The organism is Sporosarcina sp. P19, from assembly GCF_002743165.1.
In the GTDB taxonomy this organism is placed as follows: domain Bacteria; phylum Bacillota; class Bacilli; order Bacillales_A; family Planococcaceae; genus Sporosarcina; species Sporosarcina ureae.
This window is the reverse complement of sequence record NZ_PDYR01000011.1, coordinates 1-21,464: the sequence shown is the minus strand read 5'-3', so window position 1 is coordinate 21,464 and position 21,464 is coordinate 1. Positions and strand designations below refer to the sequence as shown.

Sequence of the window (21,464 nt, the reverse complement as noted above, 5' to 3'; positions counted from 1 at the left end):
GACTCTCATAAAATATCTTTATATTATACAAGTATAGGTGTTTTTATAGTAATTCCTATGGGGGAATTCCCTATTCTCATTTCACAGATCCCTTGTCTTAATTTCTGTGTAAGGGAAAACATTCTACGACGGCTAATGCATTTGATCTGTAATTTTCATAATTTTAAGTGTTTTTCTTGAATGAGTGGTAAAATTAGTATAGTTCTCATAATATTAAGTTGATTTTATTTATATAAATGATAGAATTATATACAAAATGAAAGGTAAGGTGGATGATACCGTGGCAAACGAATTAAATAAGGTACTTCGTTGTGAAGCACTGAAAGACAAAATTGTTACAGCAGAAGAAGCAGCGTCTTGGATCGAGGATGGAATGTCTCTAGGTCTGAGCGGATTTACTTTGTCCGGAGACGCGAAAGCCGTACCATTGGCATTAGCAGAACGAGGAAAAACTGAGGACTTCAAAGTAAACGTTTTCACTGGCGCTTCTATGGGCCCGAACGTTGATGAATTGATGGCCAATGCAGACGTAATCAATTTACGCGTTCCTTACCAAGGCAACCCAGCAATGCGTGGCAAAATCAACTCAGGTGACTCATTCTACATCGACCAGCACCTTTCCCATACAGCTGAATGGATTCGCCAAGGCGTAATCGGACCCGTTGACTATGCAATCATCGAAGCGGCAGCTATTACAGAAGACGGATCAATTATTCCGACTGGTTCTGTTGGTAACTCTCCGATTTTCGTTCAAGAAGCGAAGCATGTCATCATCGAATTGAACGTCAACGCGCCTATGGAGTTTGAAGGCTTACATGACATCTATATCCCAGATGCTCAAAACCAACGTAAAGAAATCCCTATTTATAGTGCAACAGATAAAATCGGTACACCAGGTATCAAAGTAGACCCTGAAAAGGTTGTCGGAATTGTTCTTACGGAGCAAGGTGATATTCCTTCCCCTATCGTTCCTCCAGACGAAGAGACACAAGAGATTGCAAACAACTTGTTGAACTTCTTCCGTGACGAGATCAAATTGGGCCGTATGGATGAAACGCTAATGCCTCTTCAATCAGGTGTTGGTTCAGTTGCGAACGCAGTACTTGACGGTATGAGAAATTCCGAATTTAAAGATATCGAAGTATATTCTGAAGTACTTCAAGACGCAATTTTCGACTTGATCGATGATGGCGTAGTGAAATTCGCTTCTGCTACTTCATTGACTCTATCTAAAAAGCGTTTGGACAGCTTTGAAGATGATATCGCTAAATACCGTGATAAGCTTGTATTCCGTCCACAAGAAATCTCAAACCACCCGGAAATCATCCGTCGTTTGGGTATCATTTCATTCAACACAGCGCTTGAGCTGGACATCTACGGAAACGTGAACTCTACACATGTTAGCGGAACACGCATGATGAACGGGATCGGGGGTTCTGGTGACTTCGCTCGTAACGCGCGCATCGCAATTTTCGTTACGAAGTCTTACGCAAAAGGCGGAGACGTGTCATCCATCGTACCTTTCTCTTCCCACGTGGACCACACAGAGCACGACGTAGACGTAATTGTTACAGAACAAGGGTACGCGGATCTTCGCGGCTTGGCTCCAAGACAAAAAGCTGAGTTGTTGATCGAGAACTGTGCTCACCCTGATTTCAAGGAAGAACTTCGTGATTATTACAACAGAGCATGCGAACAAGTGGGCGGACAAACTCCACACATCTTGGAAGAGGCTCTATCTTGGCACGTGAATCTTGCGAAGAACAAGACTATGCACAAGGTTGCAGAAGCTCAGAAGTAATTTTATAGGAATGACATGACCAAGCGGACTTCGATCTGCTTGGTTTTTTTGTGTTGTTTTGTGTTGTTGTGTTGTTGTGTTTCTTGTTTGGTGAGGCTGGTGTGTGTGGGATGGCTATGTTGATTGAGGTGTTAGGTGGGTGCTTTCTGGCGGGGATTGAGCGGTTTTGTGGGGGGATTGAGCGGATAGCAGAGTTCATTGAGCGGATACATGGATGGATAGAGCGCTTTCGGGGATTCATTGAGCGATTGGGAAGATGTATGAGCGGATAACGCGGAAGTATGAGCGCTTGGCCAGTTGTGTGAGCGGATAAATGGGTGGATAGAGCGCTTTTGGGGATTCATTGAGCGGCTGGGAAGATGTATGAGCGGATAACGTGGAAGTATGAGCGCTTGGCCAGTTGTGTGATCGGCTCACGTCCAAAGATGGACACAGCTGATCGCTATGATGGACATTGAGCGGTTAACTAGGAAGATTGAGCGGATGCCAGAGTTCATAGAGCGGATAAATGGATGGATAGAGCGCTCTCGGGGATTCATTGAGCGGTTGGGAAGATGTATGAGCGGATAACGTGGAAGTATGAGCGCTTGGCCAGATGTCCGAGCGGCTCCACTTAAACAAAACCACACTTTAGTTGATCGTAAACGAAGAGCGTTGATCGACAGTACCCTCCCCCTTCCCACACATAAAAAAAGAGGAACCCATAATGGATTCCCCTCCCTTACTTATTACAAGTCATCAAAGCCGTTCAAATCGCTAGTCTTCACATACTGACGGCTAGTTTGTTCGAAGAAGTCTGTTTTCGTGTCGTCGAAGTTATCGACGTAGGCGCGGATCCACTTCATTGGATTATCGGTGAATTCTGGATAGATTTCGCTTAAGCCGAGCATGCGCAACATTTTGTTCGCGCGATACTTGACGTAGCCTTCCATCTCATCTAGCTCCAGGCCATCGATTCCCGCTAATACATAGCGACTCCAGATGACTTCTTGCTCGACGGAGTGGCGGAATTGGTCATAGATCCATTCCGTGAATTCATCTGTGTTGTACTCTGGATTTTCAGCCAACGCTGCACGGAAGATGTCGCTGATTGCTTTACCATGCTGCAGTTCGTCGCGGTTGATGTACGAGATCATCGTGGATGTACCAACCATTTTCTGATGGCGCGCTAAGTTATAGAAAAATGCGAAGCCGCTGTAGAAGAATAGACCTTCTAATAATGTCGTGTACACCATTGCTTTTAGAACCGTTTTGATTGTTGGGTTTTCCGCAAACTCATTGTAAACGTCTACGATTCGTTCATTTCGCTTCATTAGTACTTCGTCTGTACGGCCCATTTCGAAGGCTTCCATTTGCTTGTCCAAGTTCGTGACAGATGAAAGTACGTACGCGTAGCTGTGATTATGTTCGCTTTCCTGGTCTGCAATTGTCGCCATAATCGACTTGACGGAAGGATCCGTTGTGAAGTCTGCGATTTTCATTGCGATGACGGTTTGCGGGCCGTCGAGTGTAGCCAGTAGGCCGATAATTTTTAAGAATGCAGATTGCTCTTCTTTTGTCAGGCTTGCGAATTGCTTGACGTCTTGTGTCATGTCGACTTCATTCGCCGTCCAGAAAAGAGAACGGATTCGCTGACGCAATGTATAGAAATGAGGGTGCGCGATGTCGTTCCAGTTCAGGATGCCGCTTGCTTCCCCACCGAAAATAGCTGTTGCCTTATTCGGGTTAGCAGGATTCAGTACTTTTACTCTTGTAAGTGTCGCCAATGTTCGAGCACTCCTTTCGTCCAATTCGTAACGCTTTGTTCTTGCATGCCGCGTGGGCTTTGCTCAATCTTTAATGGTTCAAAAGGAGAATGATAAAATTTCGCGAGCTTGTCTGCTGCCTTGCAAAATAGATCATCGCCGCCAAACTGTGTATCCCCTGTGCCAAAAACGTAGACGAGATCGGGTTTATAGCCGACGTCCGCCACGAAATCTTTGACTTCATCCGGCGTTGCCCCTTTTTCCCATGTGAATGAACCGATGCACAACGCGTCGTATTCTTTAACGTTTGGGATGACACCGATGCCGATACGATAAGTATCGACTTCGACGCCTTCATTTTGTAAACTTTCCGTAATCAATTCCGCTACTTCCTGCGTGTTGCCACTCCAGGATGCATAGGCGATTAAGAATGACACCACTCGCACTCCTCAATCTCAGCTGCGGTTGAACGCATATAGTACGTTGTTTTCATTCCTGACTTCCATGCCTGCAAGTGCAAGTCCAAAATAACGGATGCGCGGATGGAGTTTGGTACATAGATGTTGAATGAAATCGACTGATCGATGTGCTGCTGACGAGCGGCGTTTTGCTTAATAGACCAGCGCTGATCCACGATGTAAGCGGAACGACGGTAGATGTCATACGTGTTGTGATTCAAATCCGGTGCGATGACCGGTAATTTATAGTCTTTCTTCTCTTCATGGTAGAACGGCTTGAATACTGGGTCAATTGACGCTGTGGAGCCTGCGATAACCGATGTCGAACTGTTCGGTGCGACTGCCATCAAGTAGCCGTTACGCATACCGTTCATTGCCACATCCATGCGCAGTTCACGCCATTTATTGGAATCGTATTCGCGTTGATCGAAGTATTCGCCCGTTTGCCAATCCGAACCATCAAACAATGGATACGCGCCTTTTTCTTTTGCTAATTCCATTGATGCTTTAATTGTCAAATACGCGATATTTTCATATAACTCGTCTGCAAAGTCCACCGCTTCATCTGATTCCCACTGAATGTTTTTCAATGCGAGTAAATGGTGCCAGCCGAATGTGCCGAGTCCAATTCCACGGTAGCGTGCATTTGTGCGTTGCGCTTGTACAACCGGGATTTGGTTCTGATCGATGACGTTGTCGAGCATACGTACTTGAATTTTGATCAAACGGTCTAGTACGTCTGCTGTAACAGCTTTTCCAAGGTTAATCGATGACAGATTACATACAACGAAATCGCCTGGCTTCGTGCGTGTGACAACCATATCGTCTTCAAGCGTTACGGATTCATGTGTAGACGCTGACATATTTTGGAGTATTTCTGAACACAAATTACTAGAATAAATCATTCCTTCATGCTTATTCGGATTCATACGGTTTACTTCATCACGGTAGAACATGAATGGCGTTCCTGTCTCCAGCTGGCTACGCAGGATCCGTTTCATGATTTCAATCGCTGAAACCGTCTCTCTTGATAAATCTTCATTGCGGACACATTCTTCATACTTCTCGCGGAATGTTCCTTGTCCTTTTGTTTCATCATAGAAGTCTTCCAATGAATAGCCCATTTTCGTGCGGACTTCATGTGGATCGAATAAATGCCAGTCTTCACGGGACTCGACTTTCTCCATGAACAAGTCCGGCAAGCAAACGCCTGTGAAAATGTCATGTGCACGCAAACGGTCATCGCCGTTATTGAGCTTGAGATCGAGGAATGTGAAGATATCTTGATGCCATACGTCGAGATACACCGCCACGGCACCTTGACGTTGACCGAGTTGATCGACGCTGACTGCTGTGTTGTTCAGCTGTTTGATCCATGGAAGAACACCGCTTGACGCGCCTTCGAATCCACGAATCGATGCACCGCGAGAACGAACTTTCCCTATATAGACGCCGATACCGCCACCGAATTTCGACAAGTTCGCGATATCCGTATTGCTGTTATAGATCCCTTGTAATGAATCATCCACTGTATCGATAAAGCAACTCGATAGCTGACCGTGCATCTTGCCTGCGTTCGATAATGTAGGTGTCGCAACCGTCATGTACAAATTGCTCATCGCCCAGTACGCTTCGCCGACTTTATGAATGCGGTCTACTGTTTCGTCCTGCATTAACGTCATCGCAATGATCAACCAGCGCTCTTGCGGAAGCTCCACTGACTGTTTCTTAAAGTTTACCGTTACATAGCGGTCTACTAATGTTTTTAATCCAATATATGTGAATAATAGGTCACGAGAAGGATCGAGTAGCTTACCGATTTCCTGAAGCTCGTCCTGGCTGTATTTCTCTGTTAGAACGGGTGTATATAACCCCTCTTCCACCAAGCGTTCTACATTTTTCGCAAAATCGGTATAGACATCCGCTCCACGCAATGCTTTTTGCTTTGCATAGACGTCGAACAAATAAATACGCGCCGCTACAAACGTCCAGTACGCATTTGCTTCATCAATACGGCTTAAAGATTCTAGCACCATCGCGTTCGTCCACTCAGTTGCCGAGCTCGCCGGGTGACGCTCCTGGAATTTCTCACTCGCTTCGATCAACGGCTCGATTTGCTTCTTGCCGAATTCCTCCTGTAAGTTTTCCATCAATAAATTAAGTCCCACAGATTCTTGAATTATAGCCATTATATCCGCTCCCTTTAGTGAATTAATTCGGTTATGTACTAAATAAAAAAGCTCCCAATAAAAATCGGGAGTCGTCGATTGACGCTTAGTAGATTGCGGAAAGTTTTAGGCAGACTGAAAAAAGACTGCTTTGTGCTTTCACTCTCCAACCCCGAAGAATGTTTTGCTGAGATGACTGGCAGGTCTACTGGCTGGCACATCGTTCTTCCATCTTTCCTTCCCGCCGTAGCAGTGGTTTTTATAAGATAGTCGTCCGTGCCCTCAGTTGCGGGGGCAGCTCCGTTAGTGGCGGATTCCCTTTTAAACTTCGTGGGTACCAATTCATCTAATTGCTGTTAAACACTATATATAGTGTGTTAATTCATATATAACCCTAACATGTTGTGTTCAAACATGCAAAACAAAAATCGAACCGAGGTCCAGAATCCTTCTTCTGAACTACGATCCGATTTTTTATATTCAATATTTTATAGTATATCAAACTTTTTACTTCTTGACTAAATTGATTGTGTGAACGTTTTAAATTAGATAGTGAAAACTAAAAGTGGAAGGGATGAGGGCTCCAGCCGGGGGACGCGTTCCGAAGGGCCCGCGGCGAGCCAACCAGTTCGCTTCGCTCTCTTTGGTTGTCTCTCCTGTCGGGCTGATCCTTCCGGAGTCGCCCCCGTCTTCCGCCCTCAACCTACTTTCTAACGTAGACCACCTAGAAACTTCACTGTATTTTTAGTACCAGTTCGAAGTCTTAAGAACATAAGGCTAAAGTTCAAAACATAAAAAGCCCTAGATTATCTCTCAATATCACAAGCGATCTTCCGCTCTTTCAGCTGTTTCTTCCCAACATTCTGCGCCTTTTAGTTCAGGAATGCTGGCTGATTTGAAGACGGGATTTCTGCCGGCTCTTCGTTGTTTCGTGAAGTCGTCGAGTACTTTGAAGGCGATTTTGCCGAGTAGCAGAATGACGATTAGGTTAATGATAGCCATTAGTCCCATGAAAAGATCGGCCATGTCCCATACTACTTGTACTTTTGCAATGGCTCCGAAATATACCATAGCAAGTACGAGAACTTGGTAGATTCGTTTCCATACGACGTTAGCATTGATGAATTCAATATTCGTTTCGCCATAGTAATAGTTTCCGATGATAGAACTAAAGGCGAAGAACATGATCGCAACGGCGATGAAGTATGGTGCCCATGCGCCGACTTGTACGGCCATGGAATTTTGTGTCAAGATGATCCCGTTTGTTTCACCTGATTGATACAAACCGCCGAGCAAAATAATGAATGCTGTGGCAGAACAGATGATAATCGTATCGAAAAACACACCTAGACTTTGTACCAATCCTTGTTTTGCCGGATGCGATACGTTCGCTGTAGCGGCTGCGTTGGGCACACTACCCATACCTGCTTCATTGGAGAAGAGACCGCGACGTACACCTTGCATCATCGCCATCCCGATTCCGCCACCCATGACTTCTTTAATTCCGAAAGCATGCTCGAATATTAAGACAATCAAGCCTGGAACTTCTGTGATATTTATAATCACGATGTATAGGGCTACTAAAATATAGAAGGTTGCCATGACGGGTACGATGGTCTGTGTTACTTTGACAATACGTTTGACGCCGCCAAAGACGATCATCCCTGTCAACAGCATTAAACCAACCCCAATACCCCAGTTCGGAATACCGAATACTTCAGTAAAGGACTGACTAATCGTGTTAGATTGTACTGCGTTAAATATGAATCCGAAACACATCGTCAATAAAATCGCAAAAACAATTCCAAGTTTTCGCCAGCCAAGCGCTTTTTGCATATAATACGCTGGCCCTCCGCGGAATGTATCGCCGTCTTTCACTTTATACACTTGCGCCAATGTACTTTCGATGAATGCGGTCGCCATACCGATAATAGCAATCACCCACATCCAGAATACCGCACCCGGACCACCGATTCCGATCGCAAGGGCTACCCCCGCTACGTTACCTGTTCCTACACGTGATGCGGCACTAATCGTGAATGCCTGAAACGGAGACACCCCGTCATTGCTATCTTTCTTCTCTACAATCAGACGGAACATCTCGCGAAATAAGCGTACTTGCACAAATTTCGTGCGAACCGTGAAATATAAACCTGTTGCCAATAAAAGTCCAATTAAAACATATGTCCAAATGAAATTATTCGCCGGCCCTACAAGCCAGTCGATCGCATCTTGAAACATCTGACCACCTCCTTGTGTATTCTATACCCTACTTGTCTAGTTACTATGCTCGGCATAAAGAAACTATTTTCTACTTTGCATGACGGTTGACGCTTTATTCTCCAACAACACTGCTGCATATGCCATCAATTCAGCCAACGACATCTTCCCGTCATCTAATGAATGTAATTCGGAGAACCACCCGAGAAGCTCTTGACGCGCCGCTTCTTCAATAGCCCCCGAAATGACTATGACCGGAACCCCCTCTACTTTTGCAAGCTTTGCAATCCCCATTAATGCCTTGCCTGCAAGCGTCTGCCGATCTGTCTTACCTTCACCCGTCACAATGAAATTTGATGAAGATAGATGCTTTGCGAAGTTCATCGACTCGAGCACGACATCAATTCCACTTTCAAGACGCGCCCCACAGTAGGCAATTAATGCACCTGCACTTCCCCCGGCCGCACCTGCACCCCGTAACTCATGCAATCTCACGCCTGTCCGCTTTTCCGTCTCGTCTGCCAGATGACGTAACCCTTCATCCAAACGCAGAACCATTTCCCCATTCGCCCCTTTTTGCGGACCGAAAACAAACGACGCACCTTGCTCACCGACAAATGGATTGTCCACGTCGGACGCAATGCGAATGTCCGTCTCCAGCAAACGCTTATCTAGTTGCGAGGTATCGATTTCATTGATGAACGGAAGCGCTTCCCCATTTATCTGCAACAACTGTCCGTCAGCAAGGAAACGTACGCCTAGCGCTTCGAGCAAACCTGTTCCCCCGTCAGTCGTCGCACTGCCGCCAAGTCCAATAATCATTTTCCTGTATCCCGCATCCAGCGCATGACGAATTAATTGTCCCGTGCCAAATGTTGACGCTTTCATTGGATCCAGTTCATGATCCTCAAGCAACAGCAAACCGGACGCCTGCGCCATTTCAATGACCGCTGTCTTGTCGTCACCAAGCACACCAAAACACGCATCGATTGCGCGGCCCAGCGGATCTTGCACAGACACCGTTCGCAACGTCCCACCAGTTGATGAAACGAGAACAGCAAGCGTCCCCTCGCCACCATCCGCAACCGGCAAACGTACTATTTCTGCGTGTGGATAGACTTTTTTCACTCCACTATATATAGCGTCGGCCGCTTCTTCCGCATGCAAACTTCCCTTAAATGCATCAGGCGCAATGACAATTTTCACGGCTCACACTCCCTTTAATCGTATTCTAGCAGATTACGTGGGAAAAGTTACCGTAAAATATTGGTTAGTGCATATATTTTTATAATGAAGGCTTTCAGAATTCTCTGTAGATGGACAGGGTAATAGTTTTGCTAGGTGTTTCTGCTCAATGAAGGTGGTCATTCGCTCTATCAAGTCTTGCATCCGCTCTATCAAGTCCCGTATCCGCTCATAGTTTGCGGTATAGCGCTCTATGTGAGCGTGAATCCGCTCATTAACAACGTGGTTCCGCTCTATGACCCAGCGTATTCACACCGAACCTCGCGTCCGCTCTATCAGGTCGCAGATCCGCTCATAGTTGGCAATAAAGCGCTCTATGTCGATGTAGATCCGCTCAATGTTAATCTGTATTCGCTCATACTTCGAAGTAAAGCGCTCTATCTGAATACGAAACCGCTCAAAGACAACGTGGTTCCGCTCTATGAACCCGCGTATTCACACCGAACCTCGCGTCCGCTCTATCAGGTCGCAGATCCGCTCATAGTTGGCGATAAAGAGCTCTATGTCGATGCAGATCCGCCCAATGTTAATCTGTATCCGCTCATACTTCGAAGTAAAGCGCTCTATCTGAATATGAAATCGCTCTATGAACCCGCGTATTCACTCCGAGCCGCGCGTCCGCTCTATCAGGTCAGAGATCCGCTCATAATTGGCAATAAAGCGCTCTATGTCGAAGTGGATCCGCTCAATGTTAATCTGTATCCGCTCATACTTCGAAGTAATGCGCTCTATCTGAATACGAAACCGCTCAATGACAAAGCGGTTCGGCTCTATGAACCCGCGTATTCACTCCGAGCCGCGCGTCCGCTCTATCAGGTCGCAGATCCGCTCATAGTTGGCAATAAAGCGCTCTATGTCGATGTGGATCCGCTCAATGTTAATCTGTATCCGCTCATACTTTGAAGTAATGCGCTCTATCAAGCCACGTAACCGCTCAATGAGCCCGACCCCACCCCCGTTCCACGCCGCTCTATTCGCCCATCTACCAGCACGCGCCATGTATTAAACACCGCACCCTCAGGGAACACTACCTACGTAAGGAAAGGAGCAGTAATGAATGGCTGAGTCACAAGTGATAAATTGGACGAATCGAAAAAGTTATCAGAAGAGAAATCTCTGGGCGGGTATATTATTCGGACTCGGGTTTGTGGCGTTTTTGGACGAGACACTGTTTCATCAGTTGCTGCATTGGCACAAGTTTTATGATAAATCTACAGTGGCGATCGGATTAGTGTCGGACGGTTTATTTCATGCGTTTAGCTGGTTTGCGACGGTCGGTGGATTGTATTTGGTGGCGGATTTACGTAGGAGGAATGCGTTATGGCATAAGATGTTCTGGGGTGGCAAGTTGCTCGGGGGTGGAGCGTTCCAATTGTATGATGGAACCATTCAACACAAAGTCATGCGTATTCATCAGATTCGTTATCATGTAGACATCGTTCCATATGACGTCGTTTGGAACGGTTCTGCGATTGTGATGATTGCGGCAGGCCTGTTGCTAATCAAGTCAGCGCGACAGAATGCACGCTCGGCGGAAAGGCTGGTGCTTCATGCCACATGATGCATATATCAGTGCGACCGATTGGCTGTTTGGGACGCTTGCGTTGCTCGCCATCCTGTTATACGGGGTCGGGATATTTCATTCCAATCGGCAAAAACGTTTACGTAAATGGCCACGCAGACGGATTGTGTTGTGGGTAGCAGGCGTACTCGCTTCAGTAAGCACTGTTGTCGGACCGCTTGCCGAACTATCACATGATCATTTCACCTGGCATATGTTCGGCCACCTTTTGCTCGGCATGCTCGGACCCCTTCTATTGGCGCTCGCTGCTCCTATGACGTTGGTGCTGCGGACACTTCCCGTTCGGCAGGCTAGAAAGGTAAGCCGATTGCTAAAAAGTCGACTCGCGGGGTTCTCTACACATCCCATCATTGCTTCTATTTTGAACATTGGCGGACTTTGGTTGTTATACACGACAGGCTTGTTTGCGGCCATGCACCATCATCTCTGGCTGCATATTTTAATCCATATTCATGTGTTTGTTGCGGGATATCTATTTACCATTTCTCTTTTATACATCGATCCCGTATCTCGCCGCTACAGTTACCGTTATCGTACTGCGGTCTTTATTGTAGCTCTGGCGGGACACGGAATTCTATCCAAATTTCTATACGCCTATCCGCCAGCCGGTGTGCCGATTGAAGAGGCGCGTGCAGGAGCGATGCTTATGTATTACGGTGGTGATGCGGTGGATCTTGTAATTATCATTCTGTTGTTTAGCAACTGGTATCATTCGGCCAAACGTCAACAGACCCGCGTTACATCTACTCCCACTGATCATGTGCATGCGAATGAAACGACACAAAACGCACCCGCCAGCTAATGGGTGCGTTTTTGCCTTAGGCTATTCATTTCATTACTCCGATATAACCGTCATAATGGTCCCTTGTGCAGTGGCACAAATCTTCTCTTCCCCATCCTTGACGGCAAAAACATCACAGCGACACACAGCTTGTCGCTTGCCAGCTGAAATAACTGTCGCCCGGGCAATGAGTTTTTCACCTACTGCGGGCCGTACATAGTTGATTTTGTATTCTGCCGTCAATACGTTCGGACCTAGAACGGAACCGCCTACAAACGTCAATGCGTTATCCGCTGCATAACCAATGACCCCACCGTGTACAAAGCCATGTTGCTGTAGTACGTGTTCCGTGATGGGAACTTCTAGAACTACTTCCCCCGCAGTAAACTCCATCAATTTTGTTCCCAATAGTTTACTGAAAGATTGTGCTTCTAGTGCTTGTTTGCCAATATGAAAGATTTCATTTTGCGTCATGTGATCGTCCTCCCGTTATCTAATGAGGTCCTTCATTTTCATACTCTGCCTTAAACCCACCATTCACTGTTACGATCTCGGTGCAAACAATATGACGGACACACCAAGCAGACAAATACCTGCCCCTAGGAAATCGTATAAATCAGGAGTCTTTTTATCAATTCCCCATCCCCATAATACGGATAGAAAGACGAACACGCCTCCATAAGCCGCATACACTCTGCCAAAAGTCGGGAATGTTTGGAATGTGACTACTACGCCATATAAAATTAAGGCAATACCTCCGAATAATCCGAACATCGCGGATTTACCTTCGCGCAACCATTGCCAAATCAAATAACCTCCGCCAATTTCAGCCAAGCCGGCCAGCAGAAATATCACCACGACCTTCAACATCAGTAAACCTCCATTTACTCACTTCGGATAATCTAGCCCTAACTACTGCTCCTAGCCATATAATGTGTAAACACCAAATGGATTATATAAGATCTTTTCTTGAAAACTAGTACTCACTATATCATAATTCTGACAATTTAATAATGAGGTTGTTTACATTTTGAACAGATGACTTGGTGTGGAGTTAATTAAAATGGAAGATTCAACTTTTAATGATTGCAGATCAACAATAAAAGACCCTCTTCATAGATAAAAAAGGGTCCGTAAAGTAGTATAAATCAAAACATAAAGAACCAAGACAACGGCGTCAATTCAATTACACTTGTGACCATAACAGAAAGAACAATCACTATAGTTAGTTGTTTAGAGTTTCGGTAGAAGATCACGCACAAAATGATGTACATAATAAATTCTTCTAAATAATTCACATCCAAATAAAACAACCCGATTCCTAGTGAGAGACTTAACATCAATCCCATTGGTAACGCGGGTAAAAAACAAGCCAAACATCTACCATGTTTCGCATACCAGACGACCACCGCAAGAAATGGCGTAACGACCGCTACAATGCCCCAGTACTTCATATCATTCGTCGAATACACACCGAATAAATGGGCGGAGTATAGATAATAGCCGGTCAACATTCCTAAAAAGAATAGCAACGTATGAATCGCTGCCCGCAAAGCAGTTTGGCTGTATGCCGCAATGCACGTCGCAATTAATACCCAAATGCCCATTCTAGTAAAGACATCTCCAAGGAAAGGGACAGAATCCAGCATCTTGGTCAATACGCCAAATAGAATACTGACTACTAGCCATGATACGAGCACAACTATTCTTTGCATCTTCACTTTAATCTCTCCCACATCCATAAGTTACTGTTTTCTACGCATTGAGTGGTTTATTAAATGTTAGAAGAAGATAAATGTAAAAAAGACTTCCCAATACTCAATAAGTCTGTACTTTATAAAGACAAACATGCTCAAAATCATATATGGTCTATCGATAATAATTTGTAATCTCGATTGCATCTATTTGAACAGGTACATTATTGTAATTCAAAACTATTGCATAGGTTTTATTCCGCTGATGAGAAGTTACTATTCCATTCTGATCAATTAAATCGAATGCTTCATATGTTTTTAAATACAGCATCCCTTTGTCCCTGTAATAGTCCAATATTTCGTTATCATAGAAGTTAAAATAGTATCCTGAGTTTTTGATATCATCTATGTATTTATACATCTCACTGTACGCAGAACTATTTGGAGTTAAAAGTGATGCTACTATACTGAAATCCAGATTGTTCAATGACTCACTATACATCAAGCGATAGTCTTGATAGAATTCTTCCACTAGCTCACGCATCGGTAACGGTTCATCAACCTCATATTCTTGCGTATTCCCTATAACCGGATCAGATTGTACGGATACACTTTCAGATGTCACCCCAGGATCATCAGCCACCAGTTCGTATTCTTCTTCCACCCACTCATCATCGTAATCTGGATTAGTTGTTGATCCACCTAAGACAGATTCTGTCGCCTGTTTTACACTCTTTTTTTTCAACGTAAAATCATGATCACTGTATAGTATAACAACTACTGCTACTAAGGCACCAATCGTCAACACTGCGAAAAAAAGCATCTTCGCTACATTATGACTTTTCTCTAATTTATAGACAATCGGCTCGCCACAATTCGGACAGTCTTCATGTCTAGGCTGCAAATGACGGCCACATCTTGTACATTTCATATATTTATGCCACCTTTCTTACAACCCACTAATTAGTCTCATTATACCAGAGAAATTTATGATATAGTGGTTTAAATAACATAAAGAACTATAGGAGATGACAGTACAATGGACTACATAAGTAAGAAAGGCATGACACACGAAGAAGTAATGCAATTACAGTATGAATACAATAACCGCAAGAAAACAAATGCCATCACGTATGTACTTCTGATTTTCTTTGGCAATTACTTTCTTCACAGATTTTATCTCGGTATTACGCCATATGCGATTTTCGGTGCAATTTATACGTTATTACTAAATGGTGTAATCATCTATTTCATCAGAGATGCATATATCAATCAAATGACGTTCGATTACATCTTATTTTTACTCATGCATCCGCACTTTATCATTCTTCCACTCATTCCGTACCTTTGGCTATTGCTTGATCTATTTCGTGTGCCACAGTTGGTTGATTATGCCAATCACCAGTCAGAATTGGCTTTGGTTCGTGCAATCAAGCGCTCAAGAGATACCCCGGGACATTAATAAAACCCCGCCACTTCCTCAAGTGAAGAAGTGGCGGGGTCCATACGATATAAGACACGCTTATTTCGCCAAAGCCATCTCAATATGCGCTAAATGATGTTCTTCATGCCAAGCTAACTTCGCTACTTTTTTCGCTACTGCGATCTCGCCGTTTACTTGATGTATAAATGTTCGATCCAGTTGCGCTTCCGTCAGACTATTGCCTAACGCTACAATACGCTCATTGAGCCCTTCAAGCATTTTAATCGAAGGCTCAACCGGTAGTTCTGTGTCAGGTAATACAGCCCACTTCTCTTGATCAAAAGCAGGTGCTATGGGGTTGTCGTCTGTTAACGCAAGCTTGAATCGCTGATACATCGTCAACTGCGAGTCTGCAATATGATGCACCAATTGACGAACGTTCCACGCACCTTCGCGATACGTTTTGTTTAACTCTTCCTCATTCAATGAATTTACAATTTCTCTCAATCGAGTAGTGTAGGTTTCAATTTCTCGTAACCACTTTTGAATATCTGCCAACGTGACATGCTCCGGAACGTGTAATTGCCCGATTGGAAATCGACTATCCATGACGAATCCCCCTTTTCATTATCTTATTATCTCATAAACTATCTGATTATTCTATTTATAGGACGAAACAATATGTAAAAGGAGCGCTTCACATGTCAATGGATAGCCCGGATAGGCATCTACAGCATCTTATATTTATTGACCTGTTTTAGAAAACTCCGCAATCCTTGCACCTATTTCGTCGCGTACACGCTGGAAGAATTCCCATTTTTCTTCATCTGTTCCTTGTGCTTTTGCAGGGTCATCAAACCCCCAATGATCACGTTTTACATGAGGTGGTGTCATCGGACACTTGTCAGCGGCATCCCCACAAAGAGTGACGATAAAATCTGCATTGTGTAAGATTTGTGGATCGATGATATCCGAAGTTTGGTTCGATATGTCGATGCCGACTTCATTCATAGCTTTTACTGCATTTGGATTCACGCCATGCGCTTCAATTCCAGCACTAAGAACTTGCCATTCTTCACCTAGATACTCTTTACCCCATCCTTCAGCCATTTGACTACGGCATGAGTTGCCTGTACATAAGAAATAAAGTATTTTTTTCGACATAATGAAATCTCCTTCTTATTGTATAATTGACAGCCATAGATACAGTCCGATAAGTGTAATCAGGAGTGTAGGGACTGTTAGAATAATACCAATTTTAAAGTAGCTACCCCAAGAGATCTTCACGCCTTTTTGAGACAGTACATGCAACCATAATAAGGTGGCCAATGAACCAATTGGTGTGATTTTGGGACCTAAATCAGATCCAATAATATTCGCGTAAATCAAAGCTTCGAGAATGGGACCTGTCGTAGTTGTGTCCGATATTGCTAACGCGTTAATCATGACCGTAGGCATATTATTCATAAGTGATGACAGTATCGCCGCAATAAAGCCCATCGAAATCGTTGCGACAAAGAGTCCTTGATCGGCTGCCGTTTGAATGACATCCGCCAATACACCCGTTAGACCGACATTACGCAATCCGTATACTACAACATACATCCCGACAGAGAAGAATACGATCGCCCAAGGTGCACCTTTAAGCACTTGTTTCGTATGAACGGCTGGACTTTTTTGCGCCATAACCATAAAGAATATCGCCGTAAGCCCTGCAATAATAGATACAGGCAATCCCGTAAACCCACTTGAGAAATATCCTATAAGTAATACACCTAAAATTACCCAAGCAAGTCGAAACAACTTGAGGTCTTTGATCGCATCTTTCGGTTTTTTTAAATCTGATACTTCATAGTCTTTCGGAATACTTTTACGGAAGAATAACAACAACACTAAAATACTCGCAACCAATGCAAATAAATTCGGGACGATCATTCTAGATGCATATTCAACAAATCCAATATCAAAAAAATCTGCTGAAACAATATTCACTAAGTTACTTACAACCAATGGTAATGAAGTCGTGTCAGCGATAAATCCGCTGGCCATAATAAATGGGAAAATCATTTTTTCATTGAAATTCAAATTTCGTACCATGGAAAGTACAATGGGCGTTAATATAAGGGCCGCCCCATCGTTTGCAAACAGAGCAGCCACGACTGCACCTAGAATCGTGACGTAAATAAATAGGCGAATACCGCTGCCTTTGGCTAATCTAGCCATATGTAGGGCCGACCACTCGAAAAAACCAATTTCATCCAAGATTAATGAAATAATGATGATCGCGATGAAAGCAAGCGTAGCATTCCATACAATCCCCGTTACATCCATAACATCTTGGAAGTTAACTACCCCAACTAACAATGCGATGATCGCACCAATACAGGCAGACCATCCGATCGAGAAGTTTCTAGGCTGCCAAATGACAAAAATAAGTGTGATGATGAAAATCAATGATGCAGTTATAGCCAACGTACTTTCTCCTCCTTATTCACAACAAATTCGAAGCCCTTGTGCTTCCAATTCAGCGATAGATTCATTCTGTTCTGGAAGATGTTCAAGGATGCTTTGAATAAACGGGTAATCTTCATGATTTTCATTGATCGAGAAGAAAACCCATTGACCTCTACGTTCTTCTTTAACCAACTCAATATCTCGAAGTTTACGTAAGTGCTGGCTAATCGCTGGCTGACTCATTTTAAAAATCGCAACAAATTCACAAACACAGCATTCATGTGACTTGAGTAACTTCATCATCGTCAACCGTGTGGGGTCTCCTAGCAATTTTAATAGTCGTGATGCGCGTTGTAGATCAACCGTAACAAGTGTATTCATAGTCCATCCCTCCACTTCCCTACAATCATATAATGATATGCTTATATACGCAAGTGAAATAATAAGTACAGCTCTCATCGTTTTATTTATTCCAATCAATGAAAAAGGGCTCCCACTCGTCATGCTGACAATGTAGGAACCCCTTACCTATCTAGTTATCATCTTTTCCGCGCCGCCTTCATAATGTAACTGACAACTATGACAAAAATCAGCGCACCTACAATAGAAGGTACAACATAAAATTCTCCTAAGCGCGGTCCCCAACTGCCGAATAAACTCCCGCCAATCCACGCGCCTATGATTCCCGTAATAATATTGCCGACGATACCGCCTGGGACACTTTTGCCGATGATCAGACTAGCAAACCAGCCAATGACACCGCCAATTATTAAATATAAAAGGATACTCATTTCACACACCCCTTCTCCTATTTTCAAACGTATTTAGTACTCAAGTTGGGAACAGGATAATGAAGTAATCGAGTGACATCTTATTAGCAATCTATTCCTTGTTACAGCATAGTATTCGCCAAATAAAAATTTGTGTAGGTATATTTATGCGAAAAGTACCACTCGTACGTTCCGATGGTAGCGGATGATATAATGTACTACAGTACTAGATATACGCAGTAGGAACAGGAGGTTATAACGGTATGCGATCCTTTCAATTTAACGGCAGTCGAATAGTGAAAACAGGCATAGCAATCTTTTTAACAGCTATTATTTGTGAATGGTTTAATTGGCCCCCAGTATTTGCTGTAATCACGGCAATTGTCACGATTGAGCCTACTGTCAGTGATTCCATTAAAAAGGGAATTATTCGATTTCCTGCATCTGCTATCGGTTCTGCATTTGCTGTATTCTTTATCACGCTCTTCGGGAATTCCCCGATTACCTATACATTAGCAGCGGTTGCCACCATTTTAGTCTGTTACCGACTAAACTTGCATGCCGGACTACTCGTTGCCACATTGACAGCGGTCGCCATGGTCGAAGTCATCCACAGCAACTACTTAATCGCTTTTTTCATTCGACTCGGTACGACCACCATTGGTTTGCTAGTGTCTACTGCTGTGAATATGTTGGTCTTCCCGCCTAACTACAGAAGAGATATTGTAGAAAACATCCAACATATTAGTGAGCGAGCAGGAACTATTTTGGAACGAACATTCCAAACCATCTTATATGACGTGCACACAAACCGTCGAGATGAGCTAGAGACTACCAAGCAACTTACGAAAGAAATTAGGAAAACCGAAACATTGATTCATTTTCAACGTAATGAATCGAAATTGTATCCGTGGGTAAGAGGAAAAGAAAAAGAACTACTCATGGCTGAAAAGCAGTTGTTATTTCTACATAATCTCGAATATCATTTGGGTGCTTTATTGAACATACCGGAACAGCGCATTTCCTGGACGCCGGCAGAACGCGATCGGATCATGCACGCTGTAACCGAGCTTGCGAACGACTTGAAGCATTCCATTGACTACAACCCGAAGAAGCATGAGTCACAATTAAAAAACGTTACGGACCTTTTCTGGGATGACAATAAGGAAATCACAACTAGTGAGGAGAGACATCCAAGCCAATTCCCACCCGAGTTTGTCGTTCTCTATGAACTGATCACTATTTATAACTTAGTCGATCAGTTTTACAAACCTTCTAGTGTGAAATTAACGCCTGATGCTGAACAATAAAAATCGCTTTGCCTGACTAACGGGTTCGGTTGATGGGGAGAGAAACGATACTAACAAGTCAAATAACAACCGGTTTAGCATATGTTTTATAGATGAATTAAGCATAAAAAAGCAAAAGAAAACACACAGATTATTACGCCTGTGTGTTTTCCACTTATCTTACTTCATAATATATATTTCGTATCACTTGTTCCACAATCGGCCCCGATTGTGGAAGTTTTTTATCGTTGTACTGCGCAAATGCAAATTTGTTGTTCTTAAAGACAAGGACCTTACAGATTACAAGAGAGAGTGGGTTAATCCTTTACATCTTCCTTGCATATTTCACTAACTGGCTGCCATAACGCGATGTTTTCTATACTTTTCGGTCCAAGCTCATGACAATTTTCACATTGAGGCTTTGAATTTCTTTATTTTTTGCATTAAACCTTAATACATACTTTAGATATAACTACTTACTTTGTCGTTTGTTAACTTCAATCGTAATAAACTCCGGCAAATAGTTGGGAGTACATCCTTTTGATACTTTTTCACCTTTGTAAAGACCCGTTTTCTCACCTAGTTTAATACAACGTGCACGATTATTTTCATCATAAACGCCTATCCAGCCTGCGGTGAAATTCATAGCCCATTGAACTTCCGGTTCTTCCTGCGTAATATTCGCTTCTAATGCAGATAGCAATTCTGCGGTGTTATCCGGCGGTGTTTGTCCAGTCCATCTCAATCGCCCTTGATAATACCAGAAAGTCCGCCTTTGAAGAGCAGAAGGACTATTTTGCCATGACTCCATCAATGCAATTTTCTTCTTGTCTTTGGCGAGCTGATTAGCCATTAACCAATCCATTAAGTAATTTCGCTCATCAAAACAATGATTCTGCATATCTTGATCCAGCTTATTTAGTACATCTTGTGAAAGAAGCTTTTTGTCCATAATTAAGATTGCTAATAGTCTGGGCAAAAACTCTTCGGTTGACCAAAGTTCCATAGCTAGTTCGTGATCTTTTTTGATGTCCTTCGCGATTTTTCTTAAGTCGCCTAGCTTAGTGTTACTATTAATTTGAGATAGAATGTTTTCTGCTTTTGAAGAGGATTTTAATTGTACATCTTTTTTTCCATCCATTTTATACAACTCCTTTAGTAGAGCCATTTGTTGAATAATAGAAATGACGCCTATTCAACAAGCGTTCACGTCTGCAGAATAATGTAATGATTATCTCATTCATTAGGATAAAGACTCTGATATTTTTCTACTGTATGTTTAATTAAATCTTTTAAAACATTGGCATCGATATCAGCTAATTTATTTACATAAATGCAAGCCTTACTCTTCGTATGTTTACCGAAGTTTTCTAATAATTCTTCCCTTTCTTCACTTTCATAGTCTAAGTAAAGGCTAATCTTTGCCTTCCTCGGTGAAAAACCCACTAAAGGCGCATCCCCTTCGCGTCCTGATTCATATTTATAGTGATAGCTGCCAAAGCCTATTATACTAGGACCCCACATTTTTGCTTTGTAACCAGTCACCTCTTCAAAGATAGCTAATAACTGATAGGCATCCGCCTTCTTCTTCTCATTTTCTACACTTTCAATAAAGTCAGTTACACTATTTTCGTTTTCTTTCATCTTCGGTTCATTCATATATACGATCCCCTCTCCTACTCTCAGTATATACACTTGTTTACACTATTTTCATCAATAGTAAATTAAATGGCCCGTTTACGTGATCTGGACACGATCACTTATAAAGCAATCGCACCCGTTAACGAGATAGTGGTTGCAACCCGTTGATCTGCGCTGCAGCCGGACGCGTTCC

General features: G+C 43.3%; 22 protein-coding genes and 1 riboswitch. Of the genes, 6 read left to right on the top strand and 16 right to left on the bottom strand.

Going from position 1 to position 21,464, the window contains the following annotated elements; all coding sequences use genetic code 11:
- Nucleotides 1-280: 280 nt before the first annotated feature.
- Entirely contained in the window at nucleotides 281-1,801 is a 1,521-nt protein-coding gene (locus CSV74_RS11945; protein WP_099691822.1) for a succinyl-CoA:acetate CoA-transferase ScpC, read from the top strand.
- A gap of 728 nt (nucleotides 1,802-2,529) precedes the next feature.
- Here CSV74_RS11945 and CSV74_RS11940 read toward each other — a convergent pair.
- The 5 genes from CSV74_RS11940 to CSV74_RS11920 form a co-directional block, all read right to left on the bottom strand.
- The gene (locus CSV74_RS11940) at nucleotides 2,530-3,567 is read right to left on the bottom strand and encodes a ribonucleotide-diphosphate reductase subunit beta (protein ID WP_099691821.1); all 1,038 of its coding nucleotides are present in this window, start codon (nucleotides 3,565-3,567) and stop codon (nucleotides 2,530-2,532) included.
- On the bottom strand, nucleotides 3,546-3,983 hold the full coding sequence (locus CSV74_RS11935; RefSeq protein ID WP_099691820.1) for a flavodoxin: 438 nt from the start codon (nucleotides 3,981-3,983) through the stop codon (nucleotides 3,546-3,548). Before CSV74_RS11935 ends, CSV74_RS11940 begins: the two co-directional genes overlap by 22 nt.
- A complete protein-coding gene (locus CSV74_RS11930; RefSeq protein ID WP_099691819.1) occupies nucleotides 3,971-6,193 on the bottom strand; it encodes a ribonucleoside-diphosphate reductase subunit alpha in 2,223 nt (740 codons plus the stop codon). Before CSV74_RS11930 ends, CSV74_RS11935 begins: the two co-directional genes overlap by 13 nt.
- A 160-nt stretch (nucleotides 6,194-6,353) precedes the next feature.
- Nucleotides 6,354-6,530: riboswitch (cobalamin riboswitch) on the bottom strand.
- Between the two features lie 461 nt (nucleotides 6,531-6,991).
- Nucleotides 6,992-8,413, bottom strand: a complete 1,422-nt coding sequence (locus tag CSV74_RS11925; protein WP_099691818.1) for an alanine/glycine:cation symporter family protein — start codon at nucleotides 8,411-8,413, stop codon at nucleotides 6,992-6,994.
- Between the two features lie 63 nt (nucleotides 8,414-8,476).
- Complete coding sequence (locus CSV74_RS11920) at nucleotides 8,477-9,598, bottom strand: glycerate kinase (RefSeq protein WP_099691817.1); 1,122 nt, start codon at nucleotides 9,596-9,598, stop codon at nucleotides 8,477-8,479.
- 135 nt (nucleotides 9,599-9,733) lie between these two features.
- Here CSV74_RS11920 and CSV74_RS11915 point away from each other — a divergent pair, with 135 nt between their 5' ends.
- The 3 genes from CSV74_RS11915 (at nucleotide 9,734) to CSV74_RS11905 (ending at nucleotide 12,021) form a co-directional block, all read left to right on the top strand.
- A complete protein-coding gene (locus CSV74_RS11915) occupies nucleotides 9,734-10,540 on the top strand; it encodes a hypothetical protein (RefSeq protein ID WP_143560767.1) in 807 nt (268 codons plus the stop codon).
- 154 nt (nucleotides 10,541-10,694) lie between these two features.
- A complete protein-coding gene (locus tag CSV74_RS11910; protein WP_099691815.1) occupies nucleotides 10,695-11,198 on the top strand; it encodes a DUF2243 domain-containing protein in 504 nt (167 codons plus the stop codon).
- Nucleotides 11,188-12,021, top strand: a complete 834-nt coding sequence (locus CSV74_RS11905; protein ID WP_099691814.1) for a cytochrome c oxidase assembly protein — start codon at nucleotides 11,188-11,190, stop codon at nucleotides 12,019-12,021. The genes CSV74_RS11910 and CSV74_RS11905 overlap by 11 nt, the downstream gene beginning before the upstream one ends.
- 33 nt (nucleotides 12,022-12,054) lie before the next feature.
- On the opposite strand, the gene CSV74_RS11900 is transcribed toward CSV74_RS11905, so the two are convergent.
- The 4 genes from CSV74_RS11900 to CSV74_RS11885 form a co-directional block, all read right to left on the bottom strand.
- A complete protein-coding gene (locus tag CSV74_RS11900) occupies nucleotides 12,055-12,474 on the bottom strand; it encodes a PaaI family thioesterase (protein WP_029053575.1) in 420 nt (139 codons plus the stop codon).
- A 69-nt stretch (nucleotides 12,475-12,543) separates the two neighbouring features.
- On the bottom strand, nucleotides 12,544-12,870 hold the full coding sequence (locus CSV74_RS11895; protein ID WP_099691813.1) for a YnfA family protein: 327 nt from the start codon (nucleotides 12,868-12,870) through the stop codon (nucleotides 12,544-12,546).
- A gap of 278 nt (nucleotides 12,871-13,148) precedes the next feature.
- Nucleotides 13,149-13,715 carry a DUF6518 family protein gene (locus tag CSV74_RS11890; protein ID WP_233190909.1) on the bottom strand — a complete coding sequence of 189 codons (567 nt, stop codon included), beginning with the start codon at nucleotides 13,713-13,715 and terminating at the stop codon, nucleotides 13,149-13,151.
- Between the two features lie 154 nt (nucleotides 13,716-13,869).
- Entirely contained in the window at nucleotides 13,870-14,625 is a 756-nt protein-coding gene (locus CSV74_RS11885) for a TcaA NTF2-like domain-containing protein (RefSeq protein WP_099691812.1), read from the bottom strand.
- Between the two features lie 108 nt (nucleotides 14,626-14,733).
- On the opposite strand from CSV74_RS11885, the gene CSV74_RS11880 reads away from it, so the two are divergent.
- The gene (locus CSV74_RS11880; RefSeq protein WP_099670213.1) at nucleotides 14,734-15,156 is read left to right on the top strand and encodes a TM2 domain-containing protein; all 423 of its coding nucleotides are present in this window, start codon (nucleotides 14,734-14,736) and stop codon (nucleotides 15,154-15,156) included.
- A gap of 60 nt (nucleotides 15,157-15,216) precedes the next feature.
- Here the strand turns inward: CSV74_RS11880 and CSV74_RS11875 are convergent, their stop codons facing one another.
- From CSV74_RS11875 to CSV74_RS11855, 5 genes are all read right to left on the bottom strand, one after another.
- Nucleotides 15,217-15,726 (bottom strand): YfiT family bacillithiol transferase, encoded by a 510-nt coding sequence (locus CSV74_RS11875; protein ID WP_099691811.1) that lies wholly within the window; start codon nucleotides 15,724-15,726, stop codon nucleotides 15,217-15,219.
- Between the two features lie 135 nt (nucleotides 15,727-15,861).
- The gene (gene arsC, locus CSV74_RS11870; RefSeq protein WP_099691810.1) at nucleotides 15,862-16,281 is read right to left on the bottom strand and encodes an arsenate reductase (thioredoxin); all 420 of its coding nucleotides are present in this window, start codon (nucleotides 16,279-16,281) and stop codon (nucleotides 15,862-15,864) included.
- 15 nt (nucleotides 16,282-16,296) lie between these two features.
- Nucleotides 16,297-17,589 carry an arsenic transporter gene (locus CSV74_RS11865; RefSeq protein ID WP_099691809.1) on the bottom strand — a complete coding sequence of 431 codons (1,293 nt, stop codon included), beginning with the start codon at nucleotides 17,587-17,589 and terminating at the stop codon, nucleotides 16,297-16,299.
- 15 nt (nucleotides 17,590-17,604) lie between these two features.
- On the bottom strand, nucleotides 17,605-17,952 hold the full coding sequence (locus CSV74_RS11860; protein WP_029053582.1) for an ArsR/SmtB family transcription factor: 348 nt from the start codon (nucleotides 17,950-17,952) through the stop codon (nucleotides 17,605-17,607).
- Nucleotides 17,953-18,110: 158 nt separating this feature from the next.
- Nucleotides 18,111-18,362 carry a GlsB/YeaQ/YmgE family stress response membrane protein gene (locus tag CSV74_RS11855; protein ID WP_099691808.1) on the bottom strand — a complete coding sequence of 84 codons (252 nt, stop codon included), beginning with the start codon at nucleotides 18,360-18,362 and terminating at the stop codon, nucleotides 18,111-18,113.
- 242 nt (nucleotides 18,363-18,604) lie between these two features.
- Between CSV74_RS11855 and CSV74_RS11850 the strand changes: the two genes are divergently transcribed.
- Entirely contained in the window at nucleotides 18,605-19,651 is a 1,047-nt protein-coding gene (locus CSV74_RS11850; protein ID WP_099691807.1) for an FUSC family protein, read from the top strand.
- Nucleotides 19,652-20,102: 451 nt separating this feature from the next.
- Here CSV74_RS11850 and CSV74_RS11845 read toward each other — a convergent pair whose 3' ends face one another.
- Together CSV74_RS11845 and CSV74_RS11840 are read right to left on the bottom strand one after the other, a co-directional pair.
- Nucleotides 20,103-20,771, bottom strand: coding sequence for a DNA alkylation repair protein (locus tag CSV74_RS11845; RefSeq protein ID WP_099691806.1), 669 nt, complete (start codon nucleotides 20,769-20,771; stop codon nucleotides 20,103-20,105).
- A 95-nt stretch (nucleotides 20,772-20,866) separates the two neighbouring features.
- A complete protein-coding gene (locus tag CSV74_RS11840; RefSeq protein WP_099691805.1) occupies nucleotides 20,867-21,289 on the bottom strand; it encodes a DUF1801 domain-containing protein in 423 nt (140 codons plus the stop codon).
- Between the last annotated feature and the right edge of the window lie 175 nt (nucleotides 21,290-21,464).

Coding starts and splice junctions, on each gene's coding strand:
- CSV74_RS11925 (WP_099691818.1), bottom strand. CDS start 8,413: ATGTTTCAAGATGCGATCGACTGGCTTGTAGGGCCGGCGAATAATTTC.
- arsC (WP_099691810.1), bottom strand. CDS start 16,281: ATGTCGAAAAAAATACTTTATTTCTTATGTACAGGCAACTCATGCCGT.
- CSV74_RS11880 (WP_099670213.1), top strand. CDS start 14,734: ATGGACTACATAAGTAAGAAAGGCATGACACACGAAGAAGTAATGCAA.
- CSV74_RS11875 (WP_099691811.1), bottom strand. CDS start 15,726: ATGGATAGTCGATTTCCAATCGGGCAATTACACGTTCCGGAGCATGTC.
- CSV74_RS11885 (WP_099691812.1), bottom strand. CDS start 14,625: ATGAAATGTACAAGATGTGGCCGTCATTTGCAGCCTAGACATGAAGAC.
- CSV74_RS11845 (WP_099691806.1), bottom strand. CDS start 20,771: ATGGATGGAAAAAAAGATGTACAATTAAAATCCTCTTCAAAAGCAGAA.
- CSV74_RS11855 (WP_099691808.1), bottom strand. CDS start 18,362: ATGAGTATCCTTTTATATTTAATAATTGGCGGTGTCATTGGCTGGTTT.
- CSV74_RS11860 (WP_029053582.1), bottom strand. CDS start 17,952: ATGAATACACTTGTTACGGTTGATCTACAACGCGCATCACGACTATTA.
- CSV74_RS11890 (WP_233190909.1), bottom strand. CDS start 13,715: ATGCAAAGAATAGTTGTGCTCGTATCATGGCTAGTAGTCAGTATTCTA.
- CSV74_RS11930 (WP_099691819.1), bottom strand. CDS start 6,193: ATGGCTATAATTCAAGAATCTGTGGGACTTAATTTATTGATGGAAAAC.
- CSV74_RS11850 (WP_099691807.1), top strand. CDS start 18,605: ATGCGATCCTTTCAATTTAACGGCAGTCGAATAGTGAAAACAGGCATA.
- CSV74_RS11910 (WP_099691815.1), top strand. CDS start 10,695: ATGGCTGAGTCACAAGTGATAAATTGGACGAATCGAAAAAGTTATCAG.
- CSV74_RS11900 (WP_029053575.1), bottom strand. CDS start 12,474: ATGACGCAAAATGAAATCTTTCATATTGGCAAACAAGCACTAGAAGCA.
- CSV74_RS11840 (WP_099691805.1), bottom strand. CDS start 21,289: ATGAATGAACCGAAGATGAAAGAAAACGAAAATAGTGTAACTGACTTT.
- CSV74_RS11905 (WP_099691814.1), top strand. CDS start 11,188: ATGCCACATGATGCATATATCAGTGCGACCGATTGGCTGTTTGGGACG.
- CSV74_RS11895 (WP_099691813.1), bottom strand. CDS start 12,870: ATGTTGAAGGTCGTGGTGATATTTCTGCTGGCCGGCTTGGCTGAAATT.